At 59.4% G+C, this 24,079-nt stretch carries 24 protein-coding genes; 15 read left to right on the top strand and 9 right to left on the bottom strand.

Features of this window, described 5'->3' with window-relative positions; genetic code table 11:
• Nucleotides 1–293 precede the first annotated feature (293 nt).
• Nucleotides 294–991 (top strand): IS1-like element IS1B family transposase gene (locus ACQG1K_RS24655; RefSeq protein WP_095033700.1). Its coding sequence is split into 2 segments (ribosomal slippage): nucleotides 294–543 and nucleotides 543–991, totalling 699 coding nucleotides; the frame shifts between segments, so codons are not numbered across the junction.
• Here the strand turns inward: ACQG1K_RS24655 and ACQG1K_RS24650 are convergent.
• The 5 genes from ACQG1K_RS24650 to ACQG1K_RS24630 form a co-directional block, all read right to left on the bottom strand.
• A complete protein-coding gene (locus ACQG1K_RS24650) occupies nucleotides 926–2,197 on the bottom strand; it encodes a hypothetical protein (protein ID WP_259409761.1) in 1,272 nt (423 codons plus the stop codon). The two genes, ACQG1K_RS24655 and ACQG1K_RS24650, sit on opposite strands and share 66 nt — an antisense overlap.
• Before the next feature lie 288 nt (nucleotides 2,198–2,485).
• On the bottom strand, nucleotides 2,486–4,285 hold the full coding sequence (locus ACQG1K_RS24645; protein ID WP_004883039.1) for a UvrD-helicase domain-containing protein: 1,800 nt from the start codon (nucleotides 4,283–4,285) through the stop codon (nucleotides 2,486–2,488).
• A gap of 2 nt (nucleotides 4,286–4,287) precedes the next feature.
• Nucleotides 4,288–6,426: an AAA family ATPase gene (locus ACQG1K_RS24640; protein WP_004883041.1), complete on the bottom strand. Its 2,139-nt coding sequence runs from the start codon at nucleotides 6,424–6,426 to the stop codon at nucleotides 4,288–4,290.
• 105 nt (nucleotides 6,427–6,531) lie between these two features.
• Nucleotides 6,532–7,941 carry a Shedu immune nuclease family protein gene (locus tag ACQG1K_RS24635; RefSeq protein WP_004883043.1) on the bottom strand — a complete coding sequence of 470 codons (1,410 nt, stop codon included), beginning with the start codon at nucleotides 7,939–7,941 and terminating at the stop codon, nucleotides 6,532–6,534.
• A 61-nt stretch (nucleotides 7,942–8,002) separates the two neighbouring features.
• Nucleotides 8,003–8,194: a type II toxin-antitoxin system RelB/DinJ family antitoxin gene (locus ACQG1K_RS24630; RefSeq protein WP_004883046.1), complete on the bottom strand. Its 192-nt coding sequence runs from the start codon at nucleotides 8,192–8,194 to the stop codon at nucleotides 8,003–8,005.
• Between the two features lie 679 nt (nucleotides 8,195–8,873).
• On the opposite strand from ACQG1K_RS24630, the gene ACQG1K_RS24625 reads away from it, so the two are divergent.
• The 4 genes from ACQG1K_RS24625 (at nucleotide 8,874) to ACQG1K_RS24610 (ending at nucleotide 13,282) form a co-directional block, all read left to right on the top strand.
• Entirely contained in the window at nucleotides 8,874–9,704 is an 831-nt protein-coding gene (locus ACQG1K_RS24625) for a DUF932 domain-containing protein (RefSeq protein WP_004883049.1), read from the top strand.
• Between the two features lie 80 nt (nucleotides 9,705–9,784).
• On the top strand, nucleotides 9,785–11,851 hold the full coding sequence (locus tag ACQG1K_RS24620; protein ID WP_004883050.1) for a ParB/RepB/Spo0J family partition protein: 2,067 nt from the start codon (nucleotides 9,785–9,787) through the stop codon (nucleotides 11,849–11,851).
• A gap of 810 nt (nucleotides 11,852–12,661) precedes the next feature.
• Nucleotides 12,662–12,976: a DUF736 domain-containing protein gene (locus tag ACQG1K_RS24615; RefSeq protein WP_004883051.1), complete on the top strand. Its 315-nt coding sequence runs from the start codon at nucleotides 12,662–12,664 to the stop codon at nucleotides 12,974–12,976.
• Nucleotides 12,977–13,015: 39 nt separating this feature from the next.
• Nucleotides 13,016–13,282 (top strand): hypothetical protein, encoded by a 267-nt coding sequence (locus ACQG1K_RS24610; RefSeq protein ID WP_034138236.1) that lies wholly within the window; start codon nucleotides 13,016–13,018, stop codon nucleotides 13,280–13,282.
• On the opposite strand, the gene ACQG1K_RS24605 is transcribed toward ACQG1K_RS24610, so the two are convergent.
• Nucleotides 13,279–13,611, bottom strand: coding sequence for a helix-turn-helix domain-containing protein (locus ACQG1K_RS24605; protein ID WP_004883052.1), 333 nt, complete (start codon nucleotides 13,609–13,611; stop codon nucleotides 13,279–13,281). The two genes, ACQG1K_RS24610 and ACQG1K_RS24605, sit on opposite strands and share 4 nt — an antisense overlap.
• 79 nt (nucleotides 13,612–13,690) lie before the next feature.
• Between ACQG1K_RS24605 and ACQG1K_RS24600 the strand changes: the two genes are divergently transcribed.
• From ACQG1K_RS24600 to ACQG1K_RS24555, 10 genes are all read left to right on the top strand, one after another.
• Entirely contained in the window at nucleotides 13,691–14,242 is a 552-nt protein-coding gene (locus tag ACQG1K_RS24600; protein ID WP_004883053.1) for a DUF2958 domain-containing protein, read from the top strand.
• A gap of 343 nt (nucleotides 14,243–14,585) precedes the next feature.
• Nucleotides 14,586–15,353, top strand: coding sequence for a DUF2285 domain-containing protein (locus tag ACQG1K_RS24595; protein WP_004883055.1), 768 nt, complete (start codon nucleotides 14,586–14,588; stop codon nucleotides 15,351–15,353).
• Nucleotides 15,354–15,465: 112 nt separating this feature from the next.
• Nucleotides 15,466–15,750, top strand: a complete 285-nt coding sequence (locus tag ACQG1K_RS24590) for a helix-turn-helix transcriptional regulator (protein ID WP_004883058.1) — start codon at nucleotides 15,466–15,468, stop codon at nucleotides 15,748–15,750.
• Between the two features lie 50 nt (nucleotides 15,751–15,800).
• Nucleotides 15,801–16,619 (top strand): replication initiator protein A, encoded by an 819-nt coding sequence (locus ACQG1K_RS24585; RefSeq protein ID WP_425267602.1) that lies wholly within the window; start codon nucleotides 15,801–15,803, stop codon nucleotides 16,617–16,619.
• 265 nt (nucleotides 16,620–16,884) lie between these two features.
• Nucleotides 16,885–17,523, top strand: coding sequence for a ParA family partition ATPase (gene parA, locus ACQG1K_RS24580; protein WP_004883061.1), 639 nt, complete (start codon nucleotides 16,885–16,887; stop codon nucleotides 17,521–17,523).
• Nucleotides 17,520–17,795, top strand: coding sequence for a hypothetical protein (locus ACQG1K_RS24575; protein ID WP_004883063.1), 276 nt, complete (start codon nucleotides 17,520–17,522; stop codon nucleotides 17,793–17,795). The genes parA and ACQG1K_RS24575 overlap by 4 nt, the downstream gene beginning before the upstream one ends.
• Nucleotides 17,792–18,337 (top strand): DUF2840 domain-containing protein, encoded by a 546-nt coding sequence (locus ACQG1K_RS24570; protein ID WP_004883064.1) that lies wholly within the window; start codon nucleotides 17,792–17,794, stop codon nucleotides 18,335–18,337. Before ACQG1K_RS24575 ends, ACQG1K_RS24570 begins: the two co-directional genes overlap by 4 nt.
• A complete protein-coding gene (locus ACQG1K_RS24565; protein ID WP_004883067.1) occupies nucleotides 18,334–18,933 on the top strand; it encodes a S26 family signal peptidase in 600 nt (199 codons plus the stop codon). The genes ACQG1K_RS24570 and ACQG1K_RS24565 overlap by 4 nt, the downstream gene beginning before the upstream one ends.
• Nucleotides 18,912–19,373, top strand: a complete 462-nt coding sequence (locus ACQG1K_RS24560; protein ID WP_231622286.1) for a hypothetical protein — start codon at nucleotides 18,912–18,914, stop codon at nucleotides 19,371–19,373. The genes ACQG1K_RS24565 and ACQG1K_RS24560 overlap by 22 nt, the downstream gene beginning before the upstream one ends.
• Complete coding sequence (locus tag ACQG1K_RS24555; protein ID WP_004883068.1) at nucleotides 19,370–21,352, top strand: relaxase/mobilization nuclease domain-containing protein; 1,983 nt, start codon at nucleotides 19,370–19,372, stop codon at nucleotides 21,350–21,352. Before ACQG1K_RS24560 ends, ACQG1K_RS24555 begins: the two co-directional genes overlap by 4 nt.
• Here the strand turns inward: ACQG1K_RS24555 and ACQG1K_RS24550 are convergent.
• The 3 genes from ACQG1K_RS24550 to ACQG1K_RS24540 all read right to left on the bottom strand — a co-directional run bounded on the left by ACQG1K_RS24550 (nucleotide 21,345) and on the right by ACQG1K_RS24540 (nucleotide 23,920).
• Entirely contained in the window at nucleotides 21,345–22,733 is a 1,389-nt protein-coding gene (locus tag ACQG1K_RS24550) for a patatin-like phospholipase family protein (RefSeq protein WP_004883070.1), read from the bottom strand. The genes ACQG1K_RS24555 and ACQG1K_RS24550 overlap by 8 nt on opposite strands.
• A 221-nt stretch (nucleotides 22,734–22,954) precedes the next feature.
• Entirely contained in the window at nucleotides 22,955–23,572 is a 618-nt protein-coding gene (locus ACQG1K_RS24545; protein WP_004883071.1) for a DUF3313 family protein, read from the bottom strand.
• A 12-nt stretch (nucleotides 23,573–23,584) separates the two neighbouring features.
• The gene (locus ACQG1K_RS24540) at nucleotides 23,585–23,920 is read right to left on the bottom strand and encodes a DMT family transporter (RefSeq protein ID WP_004883073.1); all 336 of its coding nucleotides are present in this window, start codon (nucleotides 23,918–23,920) and stop codon (nucleotides 23,585–23,587) included.
• Nucleotides 23,921–24,079: the final 159 nt, after the last annotated feature.

Genomic DNA, 24,079 nt, shown 5'->3' with positions numbered 1-24,079 from the left:
ATCGAGGCTCCATGCTAGTGTGGAATCGCCATAGGCCGATAAGGAACTGGCCTGCGGCTCAAGGATGCGCTGGGGCTAGTGGGCGCGAGCGCCCAATCACATGATTATCGCGGGCAGCAGCGCCATGTTCTATGCCGATCGCTGTTTTAATTAAATATCTCAAACTATAAAGTCAGTTAATTTTTTCAAAATATTCACGAATCAAGTCATCATTTTTTAAATACGAATCGAGAACCTGGGTGATGCTGCCAACTTACTGATTTAGTGTATGATGGTGTTTTTGAGGTGCTCCAGTGGCTTCTGTTTCTATCAGCTGTCCCTCCTGTTCAGCTACTGACGGGGTGGTGCGTAACGGCAAAAGCACTGCCGGACATCAGCGCTATCTCTGCTCTCACTGCCGTAAAACATGGCAACTGCAGTTCACTTACACCGCTTCTCAACCCGGTACGCACCAGAAAATCATTGATATGGCCATGAATGGCGTTGGATGCCGGGCAACCGCCCGCATTATGGGCGTTGGCCTCAACACGATTTTCCGCCATTTAAAAAACTCAGGCCGCAGTCGGTAACCTCGCGCATACAGCCGGGCAGTGACGTCATCGTCTGCGCGGAAATGGACGAACAGTGGGGATACGTCGGGGCTAAATCGCGCCAGCGCTGGCTGTTTTACGCGTATGACAGGCTCCGGAAGACGGTTGTTGCGCACGTATTCGGTGAACGCACGATGGCGACGCTGGGGCGTCTTATGAGCCTGCTGTCACCCTTTGACGTGGTGATATGGATGACGGATGGCTGGCCGCTGTATGAATCCCGCCTGAAGGGAAAGCTGCACGTAATCAGCAAGCGATATACGCAGCGAATTGAGCGGCATAACCTGAATCTGAGGCAGCACCTGGCACGGCTGGGACGGAAGTCGCTGTCGTTCTCAAAATCGGTGGAGCTGCATGACAAAGTCATCGGGCATTATCTGAACATAAAACACTATCAATAAGTTGGAGTCATTACCGAGAACCTGAAACAGAAAAAGATCCCCGCTAATATTTATATCAAACGGGATCATTGAGTTATCTATTTTGAATGTCTTTATTTTTCTATGCCCCTTGATGTTGGCATTGCTCAATCTTTCTTGATAGCTATCCAACGTATATACGATAAATTCGTGATCCAAGTGAGTTATAAAAAAATCATCGCCTTTTGAACTGTATTCAAGATGGATGACTTGCGTTACGACGTCGTCGCCTGCCACCTCAAAGTCCTCCATCAATTCTTCAAAAGTCAAACTTAGCTTCTCTGCGTCATGGTGAATCCATAGATTGTTCTCATATTTATCGGTGGAGTAGAACTTTGACAATCTAGGAAGGGAAGATATTTTCAATCGCAACGGAGCGCCAAACTCCATCTCCTCCATTGCAGGGACATAATCGGAGACGTAATCAATCCTGAATGCTATTTCGGACAGCATTCCTTTTTCAATGAGTTCCTCGATAGAGGTAAGCAGCTTCCTCGGAACTTTTATCCAGAAGTGTCGCCCTATGCGTTCATCGCGTATTGTCTGACTATCCTTGTCGTTGAATATCTGAATATTCTCGTTCAGGCTGACAAGACTATATTTAGAGAACTGAGCATCTTCCTTTCTTATGTCAATTCCAATTTTCTCGTACTCACGTTCAACTACCTTGGAATATTTTAGCTCCAGCATCTCAGCCCTCCCCATGATTGATTGGTGCTTGGAATAAAAAATGCAGCCAATGCGATAATTTGCGTAATTTTCTTTTATGTACGAAACACCATCTTCGTCATGGATATGCTTGTAGGAATTGTTGAGAATTTCTAGCGATCCCGGATACTCGTTGAGATAATTATTTAAGTAGTCCATTAAATGCTGGATTGTCTTTATAGCCAATCGCTTGTCCACTAGATCAAGCTGTGGCCCATAAAACTTGGCTGCGTTTGGATGGTCGCGTTTGGCTTCAAATTCTTTCAGAATGGCCGCCTTTTCATTCATGCAGCCCTCCGTATAAGCACGCATTACGTCTGCCTGAAAGCTCTCATTTGCCAGAGAGGTTTGGATGAGGGGAAGCAATTTCTTGACAAAGATCGGGTCTTTATTAAGAAAGACGTAGCAAAATTTCCCAAAGCTGAATAACGCGATTTTTTCCGAAGAAAATTCATTGATTTCTTCAAAGATATTTTTCATATTTTTTACTCAACTCGCCGTAGTCCAAATAGTAAGCGACGGAACCTTGAGCGTCTCCACTTTGTGGATCGCGCTGCTCCACGTTCGCTATTCGCTCATCCCTGACGGGACTGGCATTCGCCAGCCCTCCACGGCCCGACACTGTGATCCGGGCCTGCGCGCTCCGCTTGCATGTTGAGCTGGCGACAGCAGGGCATGCAGAGCGAGCCGCGCGCAGATGATTCAGCCAAACGCTAAACAAAGCTGTAGGGCATCCCATAGAGAGCGCGGTTGCGCTACTCGTGATTTCTATGGAATTTGATCGTATCCAAAACTGCATGAGGCAAGCTTGCGAGTTACTTGATACTCTTCGCCAGAATACTGGCGAACTCGACCTCGTTCCGAAACAAGGTGCAGGTTCTTCCTTGCCCGCGAACCAATGACATACAGCAATTTCATCGCGCTTTCTTGACCGTTCGGATCATTGAAATGCGGCACCATATCTTCTAATAATGCATAAGCGATCACTGCATCGAACTCGGCTCCCTTGACGCCGTGTATCGTCGAGATGGTGATTCCAGTCCTATGCTGAAATACCTTCCTGAATGTCTCAATATCGCCTATAAATTCGCTACCTTCACTCTTCAATCGATTTACCCGGGCTTGCGAACTATCGAAGAAGGCAACGTGATGCTCTTGAAGCAGCGTGAAAAGGCGAAAGTCGATTGCTAAGTTTGCAAACAGACGCTCGAAAAATGCGCTCAAGTAGGTAAGACCATCTGTTTCATCGATCTTAATTGCATTGCACTCCCTCAACAAGGACCTCCGCGTGAGCTTCGACACGCTAGCCCCGGCCGCCTCTAGGTCATTCAGAATCTCCCCGGCCCACCGCAGTCTGCGCACATACATTCCCGGCGATGCCTGAGTAAGTGCAATCTTAGAAAGCCTGTACCAGAAATTCTCTGTGTCCCGTGCAAAGGGAACCATACCGGGGCCATCGAATGAGTACTCCGGCATGCTGGCGACCAAACGACGTGTCATGCTTGCAAGATGCGTCCACTGTGGCGCGAGAATGCACACCTCGTGAGGTGAGATGCCCATAGTCTCAATGTTGAAACGGATGAGCCGGATGAGCTCAGCGTCCAGATCATTTTTGCTCACTGTGTCGTCGAATGAAATAAGGCTTGGGTACGCCTTGTCCTCGGATGCGGCTTCGATGCGTGTGTTGTGAACGTTGTAGTTTCCGAAGTACTCAATGATGCGCTCAGAAGAACGGTAGTTCCGCGACAGTTCGAGTTCGTCCAAATCGATATTGGCCATCGCCTTGAAATCCTCGAAGGCAATCGGATATCCGCCAAGCGATTGATAAATCGCCTGGTTAGGATCTCCGACAATAAAGGCCTTGGTCGCACCTTGACCAGCTTTCAGAATGGCGGTGATGATCGAATACTGAATTCGTTTGGTGTCCTGATACTCGTCGATCAGCACGAAAGAGAACAACTGTGCCAGAAGAGTGCTGATCGCAGGATGACGTGCGATCAGTTGGTACGCATAGTAAAGAATGAGCTCAAAGTCTAGCTGCCGACTTTCGTGCAGAATCTCAAAATACTTGCCCAATATGACGTGAAGACCCGAATGCTTCCAATCTTGTGGGCAGGAGAGCACATATCCAGTTTCGGTGTAATAAAACTCACAATCCCAGAATGTTATTTTTGGCTTCTGGTAAGGCTTGCACAATGCCTCCAGGATTTTCTCGCGCTCATGCTGATCGATCACACGGAAGCCTCGATCCAACGCTTCGTGATAGATGCCGTACGGTTTCAATATCCATTCAAGACAGAACGAATGTATCGTTCCTATCCATAATCGGGATGTATCCACCCCAAGGCTCTCAATGCGCTCGTGGATTTCGTCGGCGGCACGGTGCGTATAAGTGATGGCAACGACAAACTGCTTGTTCGATTTCAGCCTGGACAACTCATAGGCGATTTTGTAGGTGAGCGTGCGCGTTTTCCCGCTGCCCGGGCAAGCGATGAGAAAGACGCTCCCTGGCTTCAGAATGGCTGCTTCCTGCTCGGGATTCAGATCATCTTTGTTCCACATGAACATGATCAGAACACCGCGAGTACATCGTTGATGCGATCATCTGGGAACGTGGCAAGCATCTCGTTTCGGATGCCGACGAAGTCGATGTCTCCATTTCGGAAGGCCAGCAGCTTGGCCCTAAAGTCGTCGAATACGGCAGACGCAGTGAAGATATCTTCTGCATCGATGTAGTTCACGCGGTAGCTCAGCACGTTAAACCAGACTTCCTTAGTGACCACCGGATGCGCAAAAGCGATGGCGTCCAAGATGTACTTCGGAATGGCGGTCTGCGGATCGATCTTCTTTCCCAGCAAGATGGCAAACCATCCCTTGCCGTAGTTGTCCGCCATGGTCAATGCGCGCTGACCGAACAACGCGATGTCCGCTGATTCGAGCTCCGCCTTGGCCGTCGCGATGGTTGGTGCATCCTTGTAGACATCAGGAAGGATGCCGACCACCTTACGCGCATTGCCGGCGGCAATGAAGTCGACCTCGAAGGTATGGGGGGCAAAGAATGGAGAAACCCACCCGTTATCTTTGAAGGTGTCTTCCAATAACGCTTTCCTGGCGACCCCTTTTTCCTGGGATGCCTGATACTTGCCCTTGCGCCGGAGCAGCCCTTCGGAGTCTCCCGCCGCCGGCGTTGTGTCAATGATGGACTTGTCAAGGTCGGTGACGATGCTGCACCGCTTCCGGATTCGGGCATCATCGAAAAGAACCGCGACGTTCTGAAATCCAGTGCTGCGGATATTAATTAAACTGATGCCGAGTTCATCAAGGCTGACGCCTAGCACGTTCTTGATCAGGATCGGAACGAGAATTTCTTCTGCATCGCCCTCCACTAAGAGGACGCTCTTGGCAAACAACAAGTTGCTACGGACAGCATCCAGGTAGCGTTGAATGTTGCCGATCTCTTCTGGGTTTAGGCCAATTGCAGGCTGGTATGCCTCGCAACGATCACCTTCTCTGCCGAGGATGTTCACGTTCTGAACATTGCTGACCTCAGAGATGTGCGTCGAATGGGTCGAATAAATGATCTGTGTGTCGTCGTATTTGAGCTTGTCGAACAGTGTTTTCTGGATATGTGTGTGAATGTGAGCTTCCGGCTCTTCGATAAGCAGAAAGTTGGCGATCGACTGTTTAGCCTTTTGATACTTGAATTCAAGCAGTTTCAACGTGAGGAATATCAGGTTTGCTCCACCAAGGCTCAGCTCGTGGATCGGTCCTTCGTGGCTCTCCCCCGATTCGCCAACGAACAGCTTGAGCGACTGGAACAACTTGTCAGCTTCGTCTGGCAGATCCGACTTGATAGAAAGAGAAGACGGCGAATACGCCTCACCCGCCGCATCCTTGATGGTGTCTCTGATATCCGTCCGGACGACCTGCACGTCTGGCAACGCTTCGATGGAGTCATTCAATGCCTTTACCCCGTCGGTGATAGCCTGGAACGCCACGGGGTCGATATCGCCGCTCTTGCCCTTCAGAAGCGAAAAGAGCGGATTTGTCCGGTTGTTGTGAAATTCGGAGACGACGTCCCGTAGCGCCTGGACGAAAGTGAACGAAATTTCTTTGGAGACGGACAGCACGTTCGGAATCTTCGCGCCGATAACACGAAATTCAACCTCTTCATTGAATCGAACATTCGCGAAGTCGCCGACCACATCCTTATAGAAGGCCTCGTCGTTGAAGTCGGCTTCACTCCGACCTGTGAAAATCGTTTCATAGTCGTCGATGGTGACCGGGTTCAGGATAGCGTCGAGGCCTGCCTGATCACCATCGTTCAATTGAGAAAGTCGCAGCCTGATTTCCTTCTTCGGACGAAAGATCAGGTTGTAAGTGGCCTTGCCGTTCGCCTCTTCCTCAATTACGCCCGTCCCATGTCGGAAGAGCGCCTGCACTGATTCATCCGCAGAGATTTCCTCAAACTCAAGACTGATGATGATCCAATGTCCCTGCCAGCGCCCTAGGCCGCGATGAAAGTCGGTATGCTCCAGCCGGTAGGCAGAGCGAATCATGTTGTCATCAAGCAGCAATCTGATTGCGCGAAAGAGATTGGTTTTGCCAGATCCATTTTCGCCGATGACAGTGTTGATACCCTTCTGGAACAGCAGCTTCGTGTTGGGAAAGTTCCGGTAGTTGACCAGGCTGAGCTTGGATATATGCATTTGATTCAATCTTGTTGTTGAAATCCACATGCCGATCGGCCGATGGATTGGTTGAACACTGCAGCCATTGATCCCAACTACGGAATGGCCAACTGTCAGTTGGTTTTAGAACGGCACCGTGTCTAAGGTAGGAATCGGTTGGAGCGCATTTTTAATCTCGGTTAGCCTTGCAAGTAGTTCATCGAAAGTCACGATCACGATCTCTGCGAACGCATTTCGAACGAGCTCGAATGACTTTCTTTGCTGATGCTCTTGTGGCGTCATGCCAGCGACAACTATGCAGCGAACCGCATAGCTGTGGAGGTCGTATCGGTTCATGTTATTTTTTATGACGGGTAGTTCACTCTGCAATTTGAAACGCTGATCTAGAATTTGAGCAATCGCTCCACCCAATTCTGTCGATGGGCCAAAAACATCATCTCCACGATAGGGAGATTTTCCTAGCAGTTCGGTTTGCGGCTTTTTTATCTCAATGAGGCCAAGATTGCCCGTGGAAGCGGATGCGTATAGAAAATCTGAAAATTTTCCGCCGGACCCGTTAAGTCGCTTGCCACCTGCATAAGCTTGCCCCTGAACCAGCATGGCTGGAACGGCAAATGCAAGACTAAGTATGAAAGGATTTTCCAGAAAGAAGCTTTGCCACTTGCTTTCCGTCAGTCCTTTTCCAAGCATTTCCTGGTATCGCTCAATCAGTTGATTCAGTGTGATGAGCTCAATATCATTCTTTAATGCCAGCAGCGAGCGCGGCTCAGATTCCGCCAGTGCTTCTATATTGTCTTGAACCATGCGAACAGCGGCGCGCCGATCACGCTTGGAAAGCGTCACATGCTGCCGCCCACCATCGGTCATTTCCGTTAGTGCATCAGGTCTTACGCTCTTCTTTAGAGCGGGAAATTGTGCTGAATCGGCAGCATGTAATAAGGTCTGGTAGACATGAAATTGCTTGTCCTTGCGCGCGTCTCTCTGGTGGCGAGAGGCTATGCGATTTAATTCTTTTCTTAATTCATGAAATCTTCTTATTCCGAGAATAAAGAATGGCGAATCAATTTTCGCGTCATTTCCTTTGTGGACAATGAGTATGCTTACGTTTTCTAAGCTGGCGGCTGTTTCGCAAATTTGCCGATATTCCCACAGAAGCCCCAAACCGAATCGAAAATCTTTGGCAAACCCATCCGGCAACTGCTCAAGAAGCCCAACGACATCGTCAGTAGTCTCTGGCAGTATGTAGGGCTCGATAACAGGCCGAGCGACGACGATGCGTTCAAGGGTGCCGTATTTAGGTTGCAGGTAATCGTCGCGATCTTCTCGAATATTAAGAGGCCAAATGGTCAATCTGTCTGGACACACATTGAGCAGTCTCGCTATTGGCGAATCCGGCTTGCGCTCCGCTGCGGGAATATCAGTGAAGAAAACGTTAATGCCTTCCTCTTCCGGTTCGGCTGCTTCAATGACAAGGAAGGGGCCGCCGTCCAAACGCTCACGTTGATTGAATGCTGAAGGTCTGATAGATGCCATGAACTATTCTTGATCCCTACTGTTCAGAGAAACGATTTGCGGGCCTTGCCTCAGCGCAACCTTATGGTGCCTTCCGATCAGAATCGGACGACACACGATTGATGTCAAAGGGGAGTGCCTTATCTGCCGCGATTCGGGTCAGCAGCATCCGAATCGCATCCGAAATTGATAACCCCATTTCAGCCAGAACAACAGTTGCGGCTTCTTTAATCTGCCCGTCAATCCGGGCACGAACGACGTCGTTACTTGCCATTGTTGCGCTCACAATAGATGTAGCTACATTGTGGCTCATAAGTACTATTGCGTCACTTACATTTTGTTGTGAACAGTAGAGCATCCCGGCGTGCCGCCGTCGGGCTCGCGGGCGTTGCCCCGCGCCTCGTGCCGAGTCGCGGCCATGCGGCTTTGATCCCTGATGCCTCCGGCCGTCTCTTCGCTCCTGGCCTGCGCGCGGCGCTTGCCCTCCAGGGGATCGGCTGGACAGCCCATCCCCGCCGCGCCTTGCTTGGCGCCCCTCGCATGCACCGAACAGGTTGCACCTGATCGACCAACAGCCATCCAGCTAGGCGTGCCGCTGGCACGCAGGGGCGCTCGCCGCGCGGCGTTGGTTTCAGCGCACCCCCTGGCCCATTGGCCGCTGTTCGTCTTTCCCCAAGTTCATCGCTTTTTCCCGCGACCGTAGCCCGCGGTGCCTGGCCGTCAAGGCGCGCAGGGCCGAGTCCTCGCTGCGCTGCGGGCCGCACCAACCCTGCGCTTCTCCCTTGACGGCCAGTCCCTCGCTGGCCCGGTTTTTCGCGGGCGATGAACTCAGGAAAGACGGCGGCAAACAGGACCGGCCCAGGTCTCTGCGCCGAACCAACCGAAGCCACAACGGGCTCCGAATCTTGGAATCCGGTCAGCTTTGAAACCACAGCAACTCATTGGAGAAAACCATGCAACTCGCATCTCGATTCGCTTCCCATTCCCCGACGCTGCGCAGTGACTACCCGCTGTCCGACGACCAAATCCGCCGCGTAGCCCCGTCCATCTTCGCGGAGGCCCCGCACGATAGCCGCTCCGAACGGTACGCCTACATTCCCACCGCCGCCGTGCTGGCGGAACTGCGCAAGGAAGGGTTTGAACCCTTCATGGCAGCGCAAACCCGCGTGCGGCACGACGACCGCCGCGACTACACCAAACACATGATTCGCCTGCGCCATGCCAGTCAGATCAACGGCGCGGAAGCCAATGAAATCGTGCTGCTGAACTCGCACGACGGCACCAGCAGCTATCAGATGCTGGCCGGAATGTTCCGGTTCGTTTGCAGCAATGGCCTTGTGTGCGGCGATACCGTGGCCGATGTGCGCGTGCCGCACAAGGGCGACGTGGCCGGTTCTGTCATCGAAGGCGCTTTCGAGGTGTTGAGCGGCTTCGAACGCGTGAAGGAATCCCGCGACCTGATGCGCGCTATCACGCTGGACGAAGGCGAAGCCGAAGTGTTCGCCCGTTCCGCGCTGGCCCTCAAGTACGACCCCACCGATAACAAGCCCGCGCCCATCACGGAAAGCCAAATCCTGATGCCGCGCCGGTTCGACGACCGCCGCCCGGACTTGTGGAGCGTGTTCAACCGCACCCAAGAAAACCTGACCAAAGGCGGATTGCATGGCCGCAGCGCCAACGGACGCCGCCAGCAGACCCGCCCCGTGCAGGGCATTGATTCCGATGTGCGCCTCAATCGCGCCCTCTGGATGTTGGCCGATGGCCTGCGCCAGTTGAAGGCCTGATTCCCCACGCGGCAGGGGCAGGCAGCAGCCCTTGCCGCTTTCTTCGCTGCTGCATCCCTGAACCGATAGGAGTTATCACCATGAACGCCATTACCCAAACCGAAGCCCGCGCCCTCAACACCGCCGCCGCTATCCCGCTGGAAGCCGCCGACCCGACCAAGAACCTGATTTTGGTTCCGCTGTCGCGGCTGGTGTCGCGTCCTGCTGGCCGCAACGTGCGCAAGACCCCGCGCATGTCCATTCCCGAACTCGCCGCGAGCATTCAGCGTGTCGGCCTGCTGCAAAACCTCATCGTCATTGCCGCCGCCGATGGCGAGCATTACGAAGTCGTGGCCGGTGGCCGCAGGCTGGCCGCGTTGAAGCTGCTGGCGAAGAAGCGCCGCATCAGCAAGGAATGGGAAGTGCCTTGCCTGTTGGTGGCCGATGGCACCGCCCGCACGGCCAGCCTCACCGAGAACGTGCAGCGCGAAGCCATGCACCCCGCCGACCAGTTCGAGGCATTCGCCGCGCTGGTGGCCGAAGGCCGACCCATCGAGGACATAGCCGCCGATTTCAGCGTCACGCCGCTGGTGGTGCAGCGCCGCTTGAAGCTGGCGAACGTCTCGCCCCGGCTGCTGGCCGACTACCGCGCCGAAGCCGTGACGCTCGATCAGTTGATGGCCCTTGCCATCACCGACGACCACGCCGCGCAGGAAACCGCGTTCTACGACGCGCCGACGTGGCAGCGCAACCCTTCCCAATTGCGCGACCGCCTCACCGAGCGCGAGATTGACGCATACCGGCATCCGCTGGTGCGTTTCGTGGGGCTGGATACCTACGGAGCCGCAGGCGGTGGTGTGCGCCGTGACCTGTTCGCGGAAGGTGACGCGGGCGTGTATCTGACCGATGCCGCGCTGCTGGAACGGCTGGCGCAAGACAAGCTGGCAGGTATCGCCGCCGAGGTGAAGGACGAAGGCTGGGCGTGGGTGGATGCCACCCCCGCCGTGACCCATGCCGACCTGCACGCCTTCCAGCGTGCGCCGAGGGAGCGCCGCGAACCGAACAAGCGCGAAGCGCAGCGCATCGAGAAGCTGCAAACCAAGATGCACGAACTGGCCGCCGCCGTGGATGACGCGCTTGATACCGAAGACGAGGAAAAGGCCGATGCCTTGCAGGAAGAAGGCGAAGCCGTGGGCGAGCAGTTGCAGGCGCTGGAAGATGGCTTGCAGGACTACGGCACGACCGTGAAGGCCGCAGCCGGTGCCATCGTCACCATCGACCGCAACGGGCAGGCAGTGATTCATCGCGGGTTGATGCGCGAGGCCGAGGCCAAGGCGCTGCGCACACTGGAACGCCTGCGCCAAGGTTTCGGCAGCGAAAGCGAAGCCGGGAACGACGACGAAGGCGAGGACGACGAGCAGCCCAAGACCGCCGCCATGTCCGACAAGCTGGCGCAGCGGTTGAGCGCCCACCGCACCGCCGCGCTGCAAATCGAAGTCGCCCGGCATCCGCAAGTGGCGCTGGCCGCGCTGGTGCATGGCATGGTGCAGACCGTCTTGCAGGGCAGCCACTACGGCCACGACTTGCCGCTGGGCGTGAGCCTGAAAGCGCAAGACCGGCTGGAAGGCATCGCCCCGGATATACCGGATTCGCCCGCCGCCGTGGCGCTGCGCGAGTTGCAGCAGGTAGCAGGCGAAGGCTTGCCGGAGGACAGCGCCGAACTGTTCGCCGTGCTGCTAGCGAAGTCGCAAGATGAACTGGTGCGGCTGCTGGCGATATCCGTGGCCGTCACGGTGGACGTGGTGACACCCCGCGCCACGCCGCAGCAACCGGGCGCGGAACTGGCGCAGGCTGTCGGCTTGGACATGGCCGCATGGTGGAAGCCCACCAATGAGGGTTATTTCCGGCATGTGCCGAAGGCCGCGATTCTGGAAGCCGTGGAGCAGTACGCCCCGGCGCACGTCACCCGGCTGGCGAAGTTGAAGAAGGCCGACATTGCCAGCGAAGCCGAGCGGCTGGCCGATGGCACCGGCTGGATGCCTGCCATCTTCAAGGCCGAAGGCACCGACGACACCACGGCGCAGGATGCGCCGCAGGCGGTGACGAACGACGAGCCGGAAGCCATCGACAACGACGACGAGCAGCAGGCCCACGCACTCGCCGCCTGACCTTCACCACCACCGAGCGCCCCGGTTTCGGCCGGGGCGCTTCGCTGTTCCATCAGCATCGGCCCCAGGCCGTTCCGCCCTGGTGCCGATGGTCAAAAATCCGGGCGCGGCGGTGGCCGCGCCCGGTTTCCAAGCCCAAAGCCAGAACGCCCCTTCGCCGCCTTCGGGCGGACGGCGAAGGGGCGGCGCACAAGTGACCTTGTGCGCGGGAAACCCTCGAAGCCCATAAGTGCGTCGGCGCACAGCGCCGACGACATTCCGAACGCGCCCCACCGCAATGGACGGGCGTGTGGGGCTACGCCCCGGCTTGCTGCCGCAGGTTGCACGAAAGCGTGCCGTCCTCGACGCTGGCGGTTCGTCGCCTGTACGTCACGAAGGACGGTTCACCGACACGCCGCCCGGCCTTGCAATGGAGCTTCCACGCCACGCCTCACGCAAAGGGCCGCAAGCAGCAGTAGGGACGCTTTCACCTTGTCGCTGGGCATTGTCCTTGCCCGTGTCAGGGCGCAGGCCGGTGAAGCCGTCGCGCGGGGATGCCGAGTCGGCCATGCCTCCATTCGGGAGCGGGCGGCCAGTACGTCCTTGTGTTGTTGTGAATCCTGGCGGTGGCTGGGCTTCATGGCCGCAACCTTCCAGCGAAAACAATTCCCCCTGCGCTGCGCGCATTCCTCGCGGGACAAATTCTTTTCGCTTCCAGGTTCTCCACGGTGTTGCGACCGCTGCGCGGTGCGGCCAGCCCATCCCCCGCCGGACGGATCACAACAAGGACGCACTGGCGCGACCTTGTTCAACCCGAAAGGAGAAATCATCATGGCTAACATCGGCACCTTCACCGCAGAGAAAGACGGCTTCACCGGCCAGCTCCGCACCCTGACCCTCAACTTCAAGGTCAAGCTGGTTCCCAACGACAAGGGCGAGAACGAAAGCGCCCCGGACTTCCGCCTGCAAGCGGCCGGCCACGACTTCGGCGCGGCGTGGAAGAAAACCAGCGAGGCCGGGCGGGATTACCTGTCGGTGGCCATCGACGATCCTTCATTCCCGGCGACGGTCTATGCCCGCCTGATCGAAGGCGAGAATGACACGCACGACCTCATCTGGTCGCGCAGCAAGCCCAAGGCGGCCTGACGGCCGCCCACCGCGCCCCGCCCATTGCGGCGGGGCGCGGTGCTGCTGATCGCAGCATCGCACGCACAGGGTTTCGGCAGTTGCCCCATGTCCCGCATGTCCAAGGCCAGCATTGCATTGGTGATGGTCGAATGGCTCGAAGCCCGTGGCAGTAGGAACAGCATGGCGTGTCGGCGCATTGCGCCGCCGGGCTTTCGGGCTGCGCCCCATGCCGCCAATGGCGTCATGTCCATTCGGCTTCAATCCCTCACGCCTTCGCGCCTGGCGGCGCTGCGCGCTCCGCTTGCGGGCATTCAGACGCGCTAGGGCGCGTCGCGCTCTTTCAGCACGGCCTCGAACTCCTGGCGCACCCGCGCCAGCAGTTCGTCGGCCTTGTGCGTGTCGTCGCCGGCGTAGGCCAGCGTCAACAGCGTCAGCGGATGCACTTCCATGACCTCGCACAGCTCGGTCAGCTTGTGCAGGGTCGGACTTTTCAAGTCGCGCTCCAGCGTACTCATATAGGTGCGGCTGGACACGTCGGAGAACGCTTCCTGGCTCAAGCCTCGCGCCTTCCTGACTGTCCGTATTGCCGTTGCCAATGAGTGTTTCGCTGTCACTAACTTGGTTTCCCCATAAAAACCAAGATGACAGCCCATTGCGCCCTATAGGGCTACAATCTATAGTGTTCATTCATGGCTGAAAGGCCCGCTTTCGTGCTTTTACGGAAATCCGCAGATGCGGATTCCGACAGAACCGGGGAATCGCATCCGTGTCTTTCCGGCTTCCGACAATTCCGCTTCGGCGCTTCTGTTCTTCTACGGATGCGATGGCTTGCACATCGGTGCTTCCACACGAATGCACGGATGCGTTTCGGCAGTTCTGCGCTTCGGCACCAAAGCGCATTCGCGCATCGTCGGTTTCGTGGAGAAGCTGCCCATGACCCTGCCGCTTGTCACCGCTGATGAACGCGCCCGGCTGCTGGCCCACGGCGCGGCGCTCGCCGCTGGTCAGCGGCTCGACCCGCTGCCCGTGGTGCGCTTGTTCACCCCGGACGCGCATGTGACCTGGCTGCTGGTGTCGCTCGACCCGGCGGATGGCGACACGGCCTACGGCCTGATCGACCTCGGTATCGGTATGCCTGAGCTCGGGATGGTCAAGCTGTCCGACCTGGCGGGCATCGTCGGGCCGCGCAAGCTGCCGGTGCGGCGGGATCGGTATTTCCAGGCGGTGCGCCCGTTATCGGAGTACGTCCGGCTGGCGCAGGAGAACGGCGCGATCACGGACTGATGAAAACCAGCGCGGCCTAGCCAGCCGGGGCGCATCGTGACTATTTCAATCTTGATCAAGACCGTGCAGGTCTGAATCCGCATTCTTGCACCGAAGTGGTGCGATCCTGTTGAAAACAGTCCTGATCTTGGGCGCGGGCTGCGGCACGGTGTTCGGTGCTGCGCGTCATTTTCCTGAAGGCGTAGCCGTCGCATTCAGACGATTTCCGCAACACGCAGAGCCAAATGGTCTTGACACCGACAGTTACAGCCTAACCAATTTTGATGACGACCTGATGGCATTTCGATAGTTCCCGCATCGCGGAAATCGTGGCGACGCATCCCAAACAGAGGGAGGTTTCGCCATGACTGATCGCAGCGCCGAACACTGGTATCCGACAGCGGCCTATCTCTACGTTCTGCACCTTGACGGCCCTGCGCTGGCGTGGGAATACCTGCGCCGAAATCCCGACTACCGCCGCGACTGGCTGCGCCGCCGCCGCCGGCCGGACACGGCGCAGGCGTGGGGCCTGCGCCTGCTGGAAGACCCAGCCCTGGATGCGCGCGACGCGCATCCGGCCTGGTTTCCCGATCACGATGCCGTCGTGCAGGTTTACCCGGACGATGACCCGCCACCCGAAGCCCATGCCTTCGAGTTCTGGCGCGTCCCTGGCCGCAAGCAACTGATCCACGACGGCAAGCGCCTGGTGCTGGTGTCGCATTGGCCCGGCTGCTGCCTGCGGCTCGCGCTCGCGCCGGGCCTGGAAGACGGCATGGCCTACCTCTACGCCACCCGCGCCTGCGCCACGCCCTGCGCGCGCTATCGCACGCTCGCGTCCGAGCTGGACGCATTGGCCGTGGCCACGGTTGCCACGCCTGCGGCGGCGGCCCGTTCCAGGCCCACGACGGCCGCGGTGCTGGAACTGCACACCTTGCAGACGCTCGACGCGACCCTGGCGGGCGCGTCATTGCGCGAAGTGGCCGAAGGGCTGTTCGGCGCCGATGCCGTCGCCGCCGACTGGCACAAGGACAGCGCCTTACGTGCCCGCGTGCGGCGGCTGGTACGTCGTGGCGATGCGCTGATGCGTGGCGGCTATCGCCGCCTGGCACAGCTTCCGCCGCCGTTGCAGTAGGGGGGGACGTTTCGCGTCCCCCGTAGATCGTCCCTTAGCAAGCAGCCTCGCTTTCTTGAAAGTGCCTCTAACCGGCCGCGTGGTGTGGCCGGGCTTGATGGAGGTACATCCCATGCGACCCGCTCCCTTGCGGCCTGCCGCCGCTGCTGTCGCTGCGCCTGCGCAGCCCCAACGCTACCTGACCAACGACGAAGCCGCCGAGTACCTGCGCCTGTCGCCACGCACGCTGGAGAAACAGCGCGTGATCGGCGGCGGCCCGAAGTTCCGCAAGTTCGGCCGCCGCGTCATGTACGCGGTGTCCGACCTCGATGCCTGGGCCGACCAGCGCAGCTACGAGGCGACTTCCGACCCGGAATATGCCGAACGCCACGCGGGCGATTACCGTGATGGCCGCTGATCGCTGGCGCGTGGGTGGCCGTCGCCATGTCCAGCCCGCCAGGGCAAGCCTTGCAGCGCGAACAGCTCGACCTGTTCCGCGCGCTGCCGGGCGACATGGCACCCCGCGACAGCCAGGACTTGATGGCCTTTCCGTTCTTCTCGCTGGCGAAGTCGCGGCGTACCGCGCCGATCGACTTCCGCGCCGGCGGCATCACCATCCGCGTGGAGGGTACGCAGGAGCACGGCATCGCAACGATATGGGATGCCGACCTGCTGATTTGGGCCGCCTCGCAGATCGTGGAGGCGCGCGACGCGGGCTTGCGCCCGTCGCGCTGGATACGCGCCACTCCCTACGAGATCCTGCGCTTCATCGGGCGCGGCACGTCTCTCAACGACTACCTGCGCCTGAAAGCCGCGCTCGACCGGCTGCAATCGACCACGGTGGCCACGTCCATCCGCGAAACCACGGGAAGGCGATTGCATCGCTTCTCGTGGATCAACGAGTGGAAGGAACTGGCCGATGCCAGCGGCGTGCCGCTGGGCATCGAACTGATCCTGCCGGACTGGTTCTATGCGGGCGTGCTCGATGCCGCCTTGGTGCTGACCATCGACCCAGCCTATTTCCGCTTGAAGGGCGGGATCGAGCGCTGGCTGTACCGCCTGGTGCGCAAGCACGGCGGCAAGCAGCCGGGCGGCTGGCAATTCGACTTCCGGCACCTGCACCGCAAGTCGGGCAGCGCTGCGCGCTTCTCCGACTTCGCTTACGACCTGCGCGTCCTGGTGGCGCGGCAGTCGCTGCCCGGCTACGTCCTGGGCATCGAGCGAATGCCGGACGACGGACAAGAACTGCTGACCTTCCGGCCCGTGCTGCACACGGCACGGGGATAACTCGTGGAAAAGGTGTGGACGGCCTCGTGCTATCAGGAGTACCGGGTATCGTGCTATCGGGAGTACGCCTATCGTGCTATCAGGAGTACGAAAACGCCGGAAAGCCAATAACGGCGCGGGTTTGCGGCCCCTCTAACTTCCCTAACAAGAAATACATAACTTTTAGTAGAAGCGCGCCGTTTCGGTGGACAACCGAGAAACGGCACGGCGAACAGCGTTTTGCACGGCAGGTAAAGCCCGGCTTTCCAGCAGGGAGGGCCGCGCCATGATCCTCGCTCTGCTCAACCAGAAAGGCGGTGTCGGCAAGACCACGCTCGCCACGCACATCGCGGGCGAACTGGCGATGCGCGGCCAGCATGTCGTCCTGCTCGATGCCGACCCGCAGGGTTCATCCCTGGACTGGACGCAGCGCAGAAGCCAGCAAGGCTTGCCACGGCTGTTCAGCGCCGTGGGCCTCGCACGCGAAACGCTGCATCAGGAAGCGCCAGAACTCGCCAGGCGGGCCGATCACGTCATCATCGACGGGCCGCCGCGCATCGCCGCCTTGGCGCGCTCCGCGCTGCTGGCGGCCGAGCGCGTGCTGATCCCGGTGCAGCCCAGCCCCTACGACCTCTGGGCCAGCTCGGAAATGGTTTCGCTGATCCGCGAGGCGCAGGTGTTCCGGCCGCTGCTCCGCGCGGCCTTCGTCATCAACCGGCGCGTCAGCACCACCATCATCGGGCGCGAGGCGCGGCAATCGCTCGCCGAACAGCCGCTGCCCGCGCTGCGCTCGGAGGTGCATCAGCGCATCGTCTTCGCCGACAGCGTGGCCGCTGGCCGGCTCGCACGCGAGACAGCGCCCGACAGTGCCGCCGCCCGCGAAATCACCGCCCTGGTGGACGAACTGCTGCGGTGGCCGACATGACAGCGCAGCAGCCACCCAACAGCAAACGCACGGGCAAGCGCGTCGGCATCGGCGCACGTCCGCCCGCGAATCCGCACGCCGAGGCGTGGATTCGTCAGGGCGATGCCGACGCGCTGGGCAAAGGCGACCTCTACACGGCCCGCCTCACGCTCGACATCACGCCCGCCATGCGGGCGCGCATCAAGGTGTCGGCCTTCACGCAAGGCGTGACCGTGGCCGACCTGCTGCGCGGCCTGCTGGAGCGGGAGTTTCCGCCGGAGAACACACCATGAACGCATTCGCTTGGCCTGCCGCGAACGCGGCACCGGCTGCGCCGCTGCCTGCGCTTTCGGCACTCGCCGGACAGGCCGGCAATGTGCCGCTGACGCGCGTTTCGCTGGCCTACCTCGAACATCGCTTCAAGCTCTACCTGCGCTTCGGCGAACCGGCGCGCACGCTTCAGCTCGACCGCTGGCGGCGCTGCGCGGTGTTCCTGCCGGGCGCGATGCTCTGCCGCATCCGCTGGCAGGCCAACGACTACGGCACGATCCGCTGGCAACTCATGGTGATGCAGGCTTGCACACCGCTGGACGCGGCGCAGCGCATCCCCGGTGTTCAGCCGGGCGCGCGCTTGCTCCTACACACCGAAGGCGATGCCAACGTGCGCGCCGTGCTGGAGCGCATCGACGGCATCGAGGCGCTGGGCATCGCTGCCATCGACGTGTCGCCGGCGTACTGGCGCACGCTGGGCAACCGTCTTGCGGCTCGCCTTGCGCTGCCCGAATACACCACCGAGCGGCATACCGCCTGGCTGGCCGGGAAGGTGCTGCCATGACCGCCCCGACCACCACACCCAACGCGCCCGACGTGGCGCCGCGTCCTCGCTCACGCCTGCGCGCTCGCATCGTGCTGGCGACACTGGCCGCCATCGGCTTCGCTGCGCTGGCCTGGGCGGCTTTCGTGTCGCCGCTGCCGCGTCTGACCTACAACCCGTCCGACAGCGTGGCGGTCGGCTGGTATCGCATTGACCCGTTCGACCCGCGCACCGCCTCGCTGCCACGTCCGTTGTCCGTGGACAGCATCGTGCTGGTGCCGCTTCCGGCCACGGCTGCCGCGCTCGCTGCGCAGCGCGGCTACCTGCCGACGCGCGTTCCGCTGCTCAAACGTGTGGGCGCGGTCGCGCCGCAACACGTCTGCATCGTCGCCGGTCAGGTACGCATCGACGGCGTGCCTTCGGCCGCCGTACTGCCCGCCGACCGGCTGGGCCGGGCGCTGCCGTCCTTGCAGCTTTGCCGCCGCCTTGAACCGGGCGAACTGCTCCTGTTGAGCGTGACGAATCCAGCATCGTTCGACAGCCGCTATTTCGGCCCGGTCAGCGCATCCGCCGTGATCGGCGTTGCGCATCCGGTGTGGCCGGAGATACGCCCATGATGGCCGCCGATTCGCTGCGCTCTGACGTGCCATCGGGCATGTCGTTCTGCTGGCTGCTTCAGTGTCGCTGCGCCTGTCGTGCCGGTGCATTCGCACCGCACGTCGCGCAGCATCCGGCGCAGCCGTCCAACGTTCAGGCGTCTTGCCTCGAACGCGCCCGGCCTGCGGCCATTGGCGCTTTCGCCGGCGCGCTGTCTGTTCACGCAGCAGCGCCGCCGGGCCGCCGTTGCCTGGAGCGACAGCGAAGGGCAAAGGCGGAAGGCAAGACAAAAGGACGCGGCACCTGGCCGCGTCGAAAGCCAGTCAGCACATGGGGGGAACGCGGCACGGAGCGGCTTCGCCACCGTGCCGCGTTTGGCGCGAGGGTCGCGCCAATGCTGGCATGTCCGCGTGCTTCGCACGACAGGACACGCCCAAGCTTGCGGGGAGCGCAGCCATGACCGACAGCCGCGACGACGACTTTCGCGTGCGCCCCAGCGCCCCGAAGAACCGGGGCAAGGGCCAGGGGCAGAGCTTCGTTTCCAAGGTGCTCAAGCAGGCCGGCAAAGCCAGCAGCGGCAAGTCGGCAGTACGCCGTCCTGGCGCGGCTGGCACCGGCCAGCGGCCCGGCTCTCGGCTCGGACGTGGCCACACGGCGGCGCGCTTCGCCGGGGCGAAGCTAATGCCCATGTCGCGGCGCGTGACCATCAAGACCTTGCTGGTCAATCACCAGCGGGCCAGCCCGCAATCGCTCGCCAAGCACCTGCGCTACATCGAGCGCGACGGCGCGGGTCGCGATGGCGAACCGGGCCGGGGCTACGGGCCACAGGCCGACGAAGCCGATCTGGACGCCTTCAAGGAACGCTGCGCCGACGACCGGCACCATTTCCGCTTCATCGTCTCGCCCGAGGACGGGGCCGAGCTGGACGACCTGCGCACCTACACCCGGCATCTGGTGAGCCGCATGGAAGCCGACCTGGGCACGCGGCTGGATTGGGTGGCGGTGGATCACTGGAACACCGACAACCCGCACACCCACCTGATCGTGCGCGGGCGCGACGACACCGGCAAAGACCTCATCATCGCGGGTGACTACATCGCCCACGGCTTCCGCCATCGCGCCGCCGAGCTGGCGACCGAGTGGCTGGGGCCGCGCACCGAACTGGAGATTCAGCAGACCTTGAGGCGCGAGGTGGAACAGGAGCGGTGGACGAGCCTGGATCGCACCTTGCAGCGCGAGACCGGCGAGGATGGCCGGGTGCATGTCGAACGGCTCAACGAGCCGAGGTTGCAACGCCAGCGCCTGCTGCTGATCGGCCGCCTGCAACGCTTGCAGCGCCTGGGCCTAGCCGACGAGGTGCAGCCCGGCACCTGGGCCATTCATGCCGATGCCGAGAAGACCTTGCGTGCCCTGGGTGAGCGTGGCGACATCATCCGAACGATGCAGCGGGCCATGAGCGGCCAGCCGCGTGAGCTGGCGGTGTTCGAGCCGGGCGACGATGGTCGCAGCCTCATCGGCCGCGTGGCCGCGAAGGGGCTTGCCGATGAGTTGCACGACCGAGGCTATCTGATCATCGACGGCACGGACGGTAAGGCCCACTACGTTGCACTGAACGCCCGCGACGAACTGGCGAACTATCCCACGGGCGCTGTGGTAGAGGTGAAGGGTTCGACTGAGGTGCGCACGGCCGACAAGAACATCGCCTCGCTGGCGAGCGATGGCCTGTACCGCACCGATCATCACCTGGTAATCGAGCAGGGCCGGGCTACGCCCGGACGCGACCCGCAGGAAGTCGTCGCCGCTCATGTCCGGCGGCTGGAAGCCCTGCGCCGGGCTTGCATCGTGGAGCGCGTGGCCGAAGGGCTATGGAAGGTACCGGACGACCTGGCCGAGCGTGGCCGCCAATACGACGCGCAACGGCTGGGCGATGTAGCCGTAGAGCTGAAATCACACCTTCCTATTGAACGGCAGGCCCGCGTCATCGGCGCGACTTGGCTTGACCAGCAACTGATCGGCGGTGGCCGTGGGCTGGGCAACTTGGGCTTTGGCGGTGATACCAAGCAGGCCATACAGCAGCGAGCCGATTTCCTCGAAGAACAGGGGCTGGCACAGCGCCGCGGGCAGCGCGTCATCCTCGCGCGCAACCTGCTGGGCACGCTACGCAATCGGGAACTAGTGCAGGCCGCGAAAGACATTGCGGCGGAAACCGGCCTAGAGCATCGCCCGGTGGCCGACGGGCAGCGCGTAGCCGGTATCTACCGGCGTTCCATTATGCTCGCCAGCGGGCGCTACGCGATGCTCGATGACGGCATGGGGTTCAGCCTTGTGCCGTGGCGGCCGGTAATTGAGCCGCGACTGGGACAACAGCTTGCCGCAAAGGTTATCGGCGGAAGTGCCTCTTGGGAACTTGGACGAAAGCCCAGTATCGGTATCAGTTAGATATCAAGGGAAGCTGAGTACCAGGCGCAGTCTGCTTGGCTGCTGTGATTCTTCTTAGAGATTCAATCAATGCCATAAACTCCTTGGATTGCCTCAGTGCTTCGCCTCCCGCAGTTTGCAGGTCCAAGACATCCGTAGCCTCGATCGTGAAGGCTGTGGGCACGCGCAGCAGCGAATGCCGGATCTTGTCGTCCGGCACGTCGTTCAGACTTACGCTTACTACGTAGATTTCTGCGTCGGCCGCAAAGGGGCTGTCCGCTTGGCCACGGGTGCGGACAATCTCGGAACGCCAGTGTTGCAGGTCGTCGTTAAGCATGGCCAGCGTCACCTGGGTCTCGCGAGCGCCGGCACCGAAGATCAGCGACTCAAGTACTTGCGTCGTGCTGGGAACTCGGTCGCTACTGTCCACTCTCTCGCTCAGTCCTCGTTCGGAGTTCACCGTCACCAACACGAGTCGGCGCAAGCTTCCGGGCTTGACCTCCGAGAAATTGGCGCTCATTGAGCCCGAAGCTACTAGCCGGTCTAGCATCAGACGTACGCCGAGGTTGTCGGAGACACCACCGTCCACGAGGTGGATATAGGGCCGATCGTGCGCATTGAGGTAGCTGTCTATGCCGCTTTGCAGGATGCGTGATCTGTAATTTTGCCCTCTGACAGGCAAAGATCGGAGAGGCGGCGGACAGGTATTGGCGTTGTTTCGCACCGTTACGGGCGACAGCACCAGCGGTACTGCCGACGAGGCCGCCACCGCGAAAGACAGCGGCGTTGCATCGAGGTCGGAACAGATTAGCCGGAATTGCTCGGTGGTGAAATCGAAAGGGGCACCGGTCGTGAGGTCGGTTGCCGTGATCATCAGTTCGGGCGCGCCCGGTCGTCGGCGCACGTCACCAAAGGTGCGGCCTTCAAAAAGTTCGTCCAAGCGTTGAGCCAGGATCTGGCTGCGCCCAAACCAAGGTGAAGTTAGTCTATAAAGACGCTCAGGCCACAGAGCTTCACGTATGAGTCGCCCCTCAAAAGGCACAAGCAGAAAATCCGGCTCGAAACGAGTCAGCGTGGCATCGCCGAAGGCCGCGAAGTGCGCGGCAAGGATGCTGCCCCCCGACACTCCGCTGACCAGGAACACCTGATCCAACAGAGTGGTCTCCTGGCCCTCTAGCGCGAAGCGTGTGGCCTTGAGTTCGCGCAGCACGCCCAGGCCGAAGGCCGCCGCCCGAGCGCCCCCGCCTGACAGTGTCACCGCTACAACCACCGGTTGGTTGACCTCCGACGGCCTGATGCGTTGGTCGTTCTCGGCGAGAGACATTAAGGCGGCGTCGGAAAGTGTCGGGTTGATCCAAGGACGGTAAGTGGAACACCCTGTCAGAACTACCGTTGCCAGCACACCGGCCAAACTCCATCGTGTGAATTTACACACCTCCAGGCGCTTTACCTCTGCAAGCAGCACCACGCAGCGTTTCGAATAGACAAGAACGAGAAACGCCGGCAATTTTGCGACGAAGCAGAGCCACTCCAGAATGCTGCAGACGTTACAAGAACGGCACCCTACGAATCCCCTTGATGAGGCTCCTCGCGATCCGCGCGAAGTTATGGAATAGCAGCTATTCACGAGCCAGCACTTCTCCAAGCGCTATTGATCCGTTCAAGGCAGGTGGTGATTGCAGACTTTGCATGCCCGAGCAGTGTGTAGGAGCCTTTGAAATCCGCGAGAGCGTTGCCGTGCTCGAAGCAGCTAGCAGCAGCCACCCGACGATCTGTTTGTTCATCTACTGCCTCAAACTCCAAACTAGCTCCCCCAGTTGTCACTGGTCCAACAAGCAACGTCGTTAGGGTGTTGACTGCTCTATTGGGCGTCTCAATGGTCGTAATTGCCACACGCACACGTATGCGGCCTGACGATGCGGGAGCTTCGGACTTAGTTTGGAGATGTCGCAGTTCACTGTTGACGTGATCGAGAAGCTCTCGCACTTGCTCAGCTTCAAGCCCACCTATGCGTCCAGTTGCCGTCACTACCTGAGCATCCTCGACTAATATTTCCCGGTAACGACTGGGTTCAAAGCCTGGCGCCTTGAAGAGCAGAACATTTTCGTACTTCGTTTTTCCCAATACATCGTAATCACCAAGAAACCCTGATCGAGTCATTCCGTTTGAAGCACAGCCAGATAAGGTTGCCGTGAGGCCTGCCAGCAGCACAAAATGGATTAATGAAATAGGGCGTTTCATATATATTTTCATTTATCCCATTTTCAGACAGACGATGCCAGCAACAACCAGCGCAATTCCAACCCAACGTATCAAGGAGGCGGTATCGCCGAACACATACACGCCCACGAAAAACGCGCCCAGCGAACCGATGCCGGTCCAGACCGCATAAGCTGTTCCTATGGGGATCTGTTTAAGAGATAACCATAGGAAAAAGCCGCTGGCTGCCATACAGGCAACTGCAATCGCCGGCCCCACGTAGCGCATCGCTGCATTGGCCGCACCCATCTTGAGGCCTAGTGGCCAACCGATTTCGAACAGGCCGGCAATCAGTAGAACCAACCATGGATTCCATGACAACGGGTTCATATATTTCTCCAAATCTATTCAGTGAAAATTGATTATCAAAGCATCAAAGCATCAAAGAATAGGCAGTAGGCGGTCAATTCGCTCTGCTTCTGATTTCTTCTTAAACTCTCTGATGGCGAGAATCTGTCTCCCCGATCTCTCCGGCCACGAGAGAGATCG

Source organism: Enterobacter cloacae complex sp. 402C9 (genome assembly GCF_050030745.1).
Taxonomy (GTDB): Bacteria; Pseudomonadota; Gammaproteobacteria; order Enterobacterales; family Enterobacteriaceae; genus Enterobacter; species Enterobacter intestinihominis.
The sequence above is the reverse complement of the archived record's forward strand: the minus strand, read 5'-3'. Positions and strand labels throughout refer to the sequence as shown.

Bases quoted from the DNA above. Each gene is read 5' to 3' on its own strand.
- ACQG1K_RS24650 (WP_259409761.1), bottom strand. From the start codon at position 2,197: ATGAAAAATATCTTTGAAGAAATCAATGAATTTTCTTCGGAAAAAATC.
- ACQG1K_RS24645 (WP_004883039.1), bottom strand. From the start codon at position 4,285: ATGTTCATGTGGAACAAAGATGATCTGAATCCCGAGCAGGAAGCAGCC.
- ACQG1K_RS24640 (WP_004883041.1), bottom strand. From the start codon at position 6,426: ATGCATATATCCAAGCTCAGCCTGGTCAACTACCGGAACTTTCCCAAC.
- ACQG1K_RS24635 (WP_004883043.1), bottom strand. From the start codon at position 7,941: ATGGCATCTATCAGACCTTCAGCATTCAATCAACGTGAGCGTTTGGAC.
- ACQG1K_RS24630 (WP_004883046.1), bottom strand. From the start codon at position 8,194: ATGGCAAGTAACGACGTCGTTCGTGCCCGGATTGACGGGCAGATTAAA.
- ACQG1K_RS24625 (WP_004883049.1), top strand. From the start codon at position 8,874: ATGCAACTCGCATCTCGATTCGCTTCCCATTCCCCGACGCTGCGCAGT.
- ACQG1K_RS24620 (WP_004883050.1), top strand. From the start codon at position 9,785: ATGAACGCCATTACCCAAACCGAAGCCCGCGCCCTCAACACCGCCGCC.
- ACQG1K_RS24615 (WP_004883051.1), top strand. From the start codon at position 12,662: ATGGCTAACATCGGCACCTTCACCGCAGAGAAAGACGGCTTCACCGGC.
- ACQG1K_RS24605 (WP_004883052.1), bottom strand. From the start codon at position 13,611: ATGGGCTGTCATCTTGGTTTTTATGGGGAAACCAAGTTAGTGACAGCG.
- ACQG1K_RS24600 (WP_004883053.1), top strand. From the start codon at position 13,691: ATGCGGATTCCGACAGAACCGGGGAATCGCATCCGTGTCTTTCCGGCT.
- ACQG1K_RS24595 (WP_004883055.1), top strand. From the start codon at position 14,586: ATGACTGATCGCAGCGCCGAACACTGGTATCCGACAGCGGCCTATCTC.
- ACQG1K_RS24590 (WP_004883058.1), top strand. From the start codon at position 15,466: ATGCGACCCGCTCCCTTGCGGCCTGCCGCCGCTGCTGTCGCTGCGCCT.
- parA (WP_004883061.1), top strand. From the start codon at position 16,885: ATGATCCTCGCTCTGCTCAACCAGAAAGGCGGTGTCGGCAAGACCACG.
- ACQG1K_RS24575 (WP_004883063.1), top strand. From the start codon at position 17,520: ATGACAGCGCAGCAGCCACCCAACAGCAAACGCACGGGCAAGCGCGTC.
- ACQG1K_RS24570 (WP_004883064.1), top strand. From the start codon at position 17,792: ATGAACGCATTCGCTTGGCCTGCCGCGAACGCGGCACCGGCTGCGCCG.
- ACQG1K_RS24565 (WP_004883067.1), top strand. From the start codon at position 18,334: ATGACCGCCCCGACCACCACACCCAACGCGCCCGACGTGGCGCCGCGT.
- ACQG1K_RS24555 (WP_004883068.1), top strand. From the start codon at position 19,370: ATGACCGACAGCCGCGACGACGACTTTCGCGTGCGCCCCAGCGCCCCG.
- ACQG1K_RS24545 (WP_004883071.1), bottom strand. From the start codon at position 23,572: ATGAAACGCCCTATTTCATTAATCCATTTTGTGCTGCTGGCAGGCCTC.
- ACQG1K_RS24540 (WP_004883073.1), bottom strand. From the start codon at position 23,920: ATGAACCCGTTGTCATGGAATCCATGGTTGGTTCTACTGATTGCCGGC.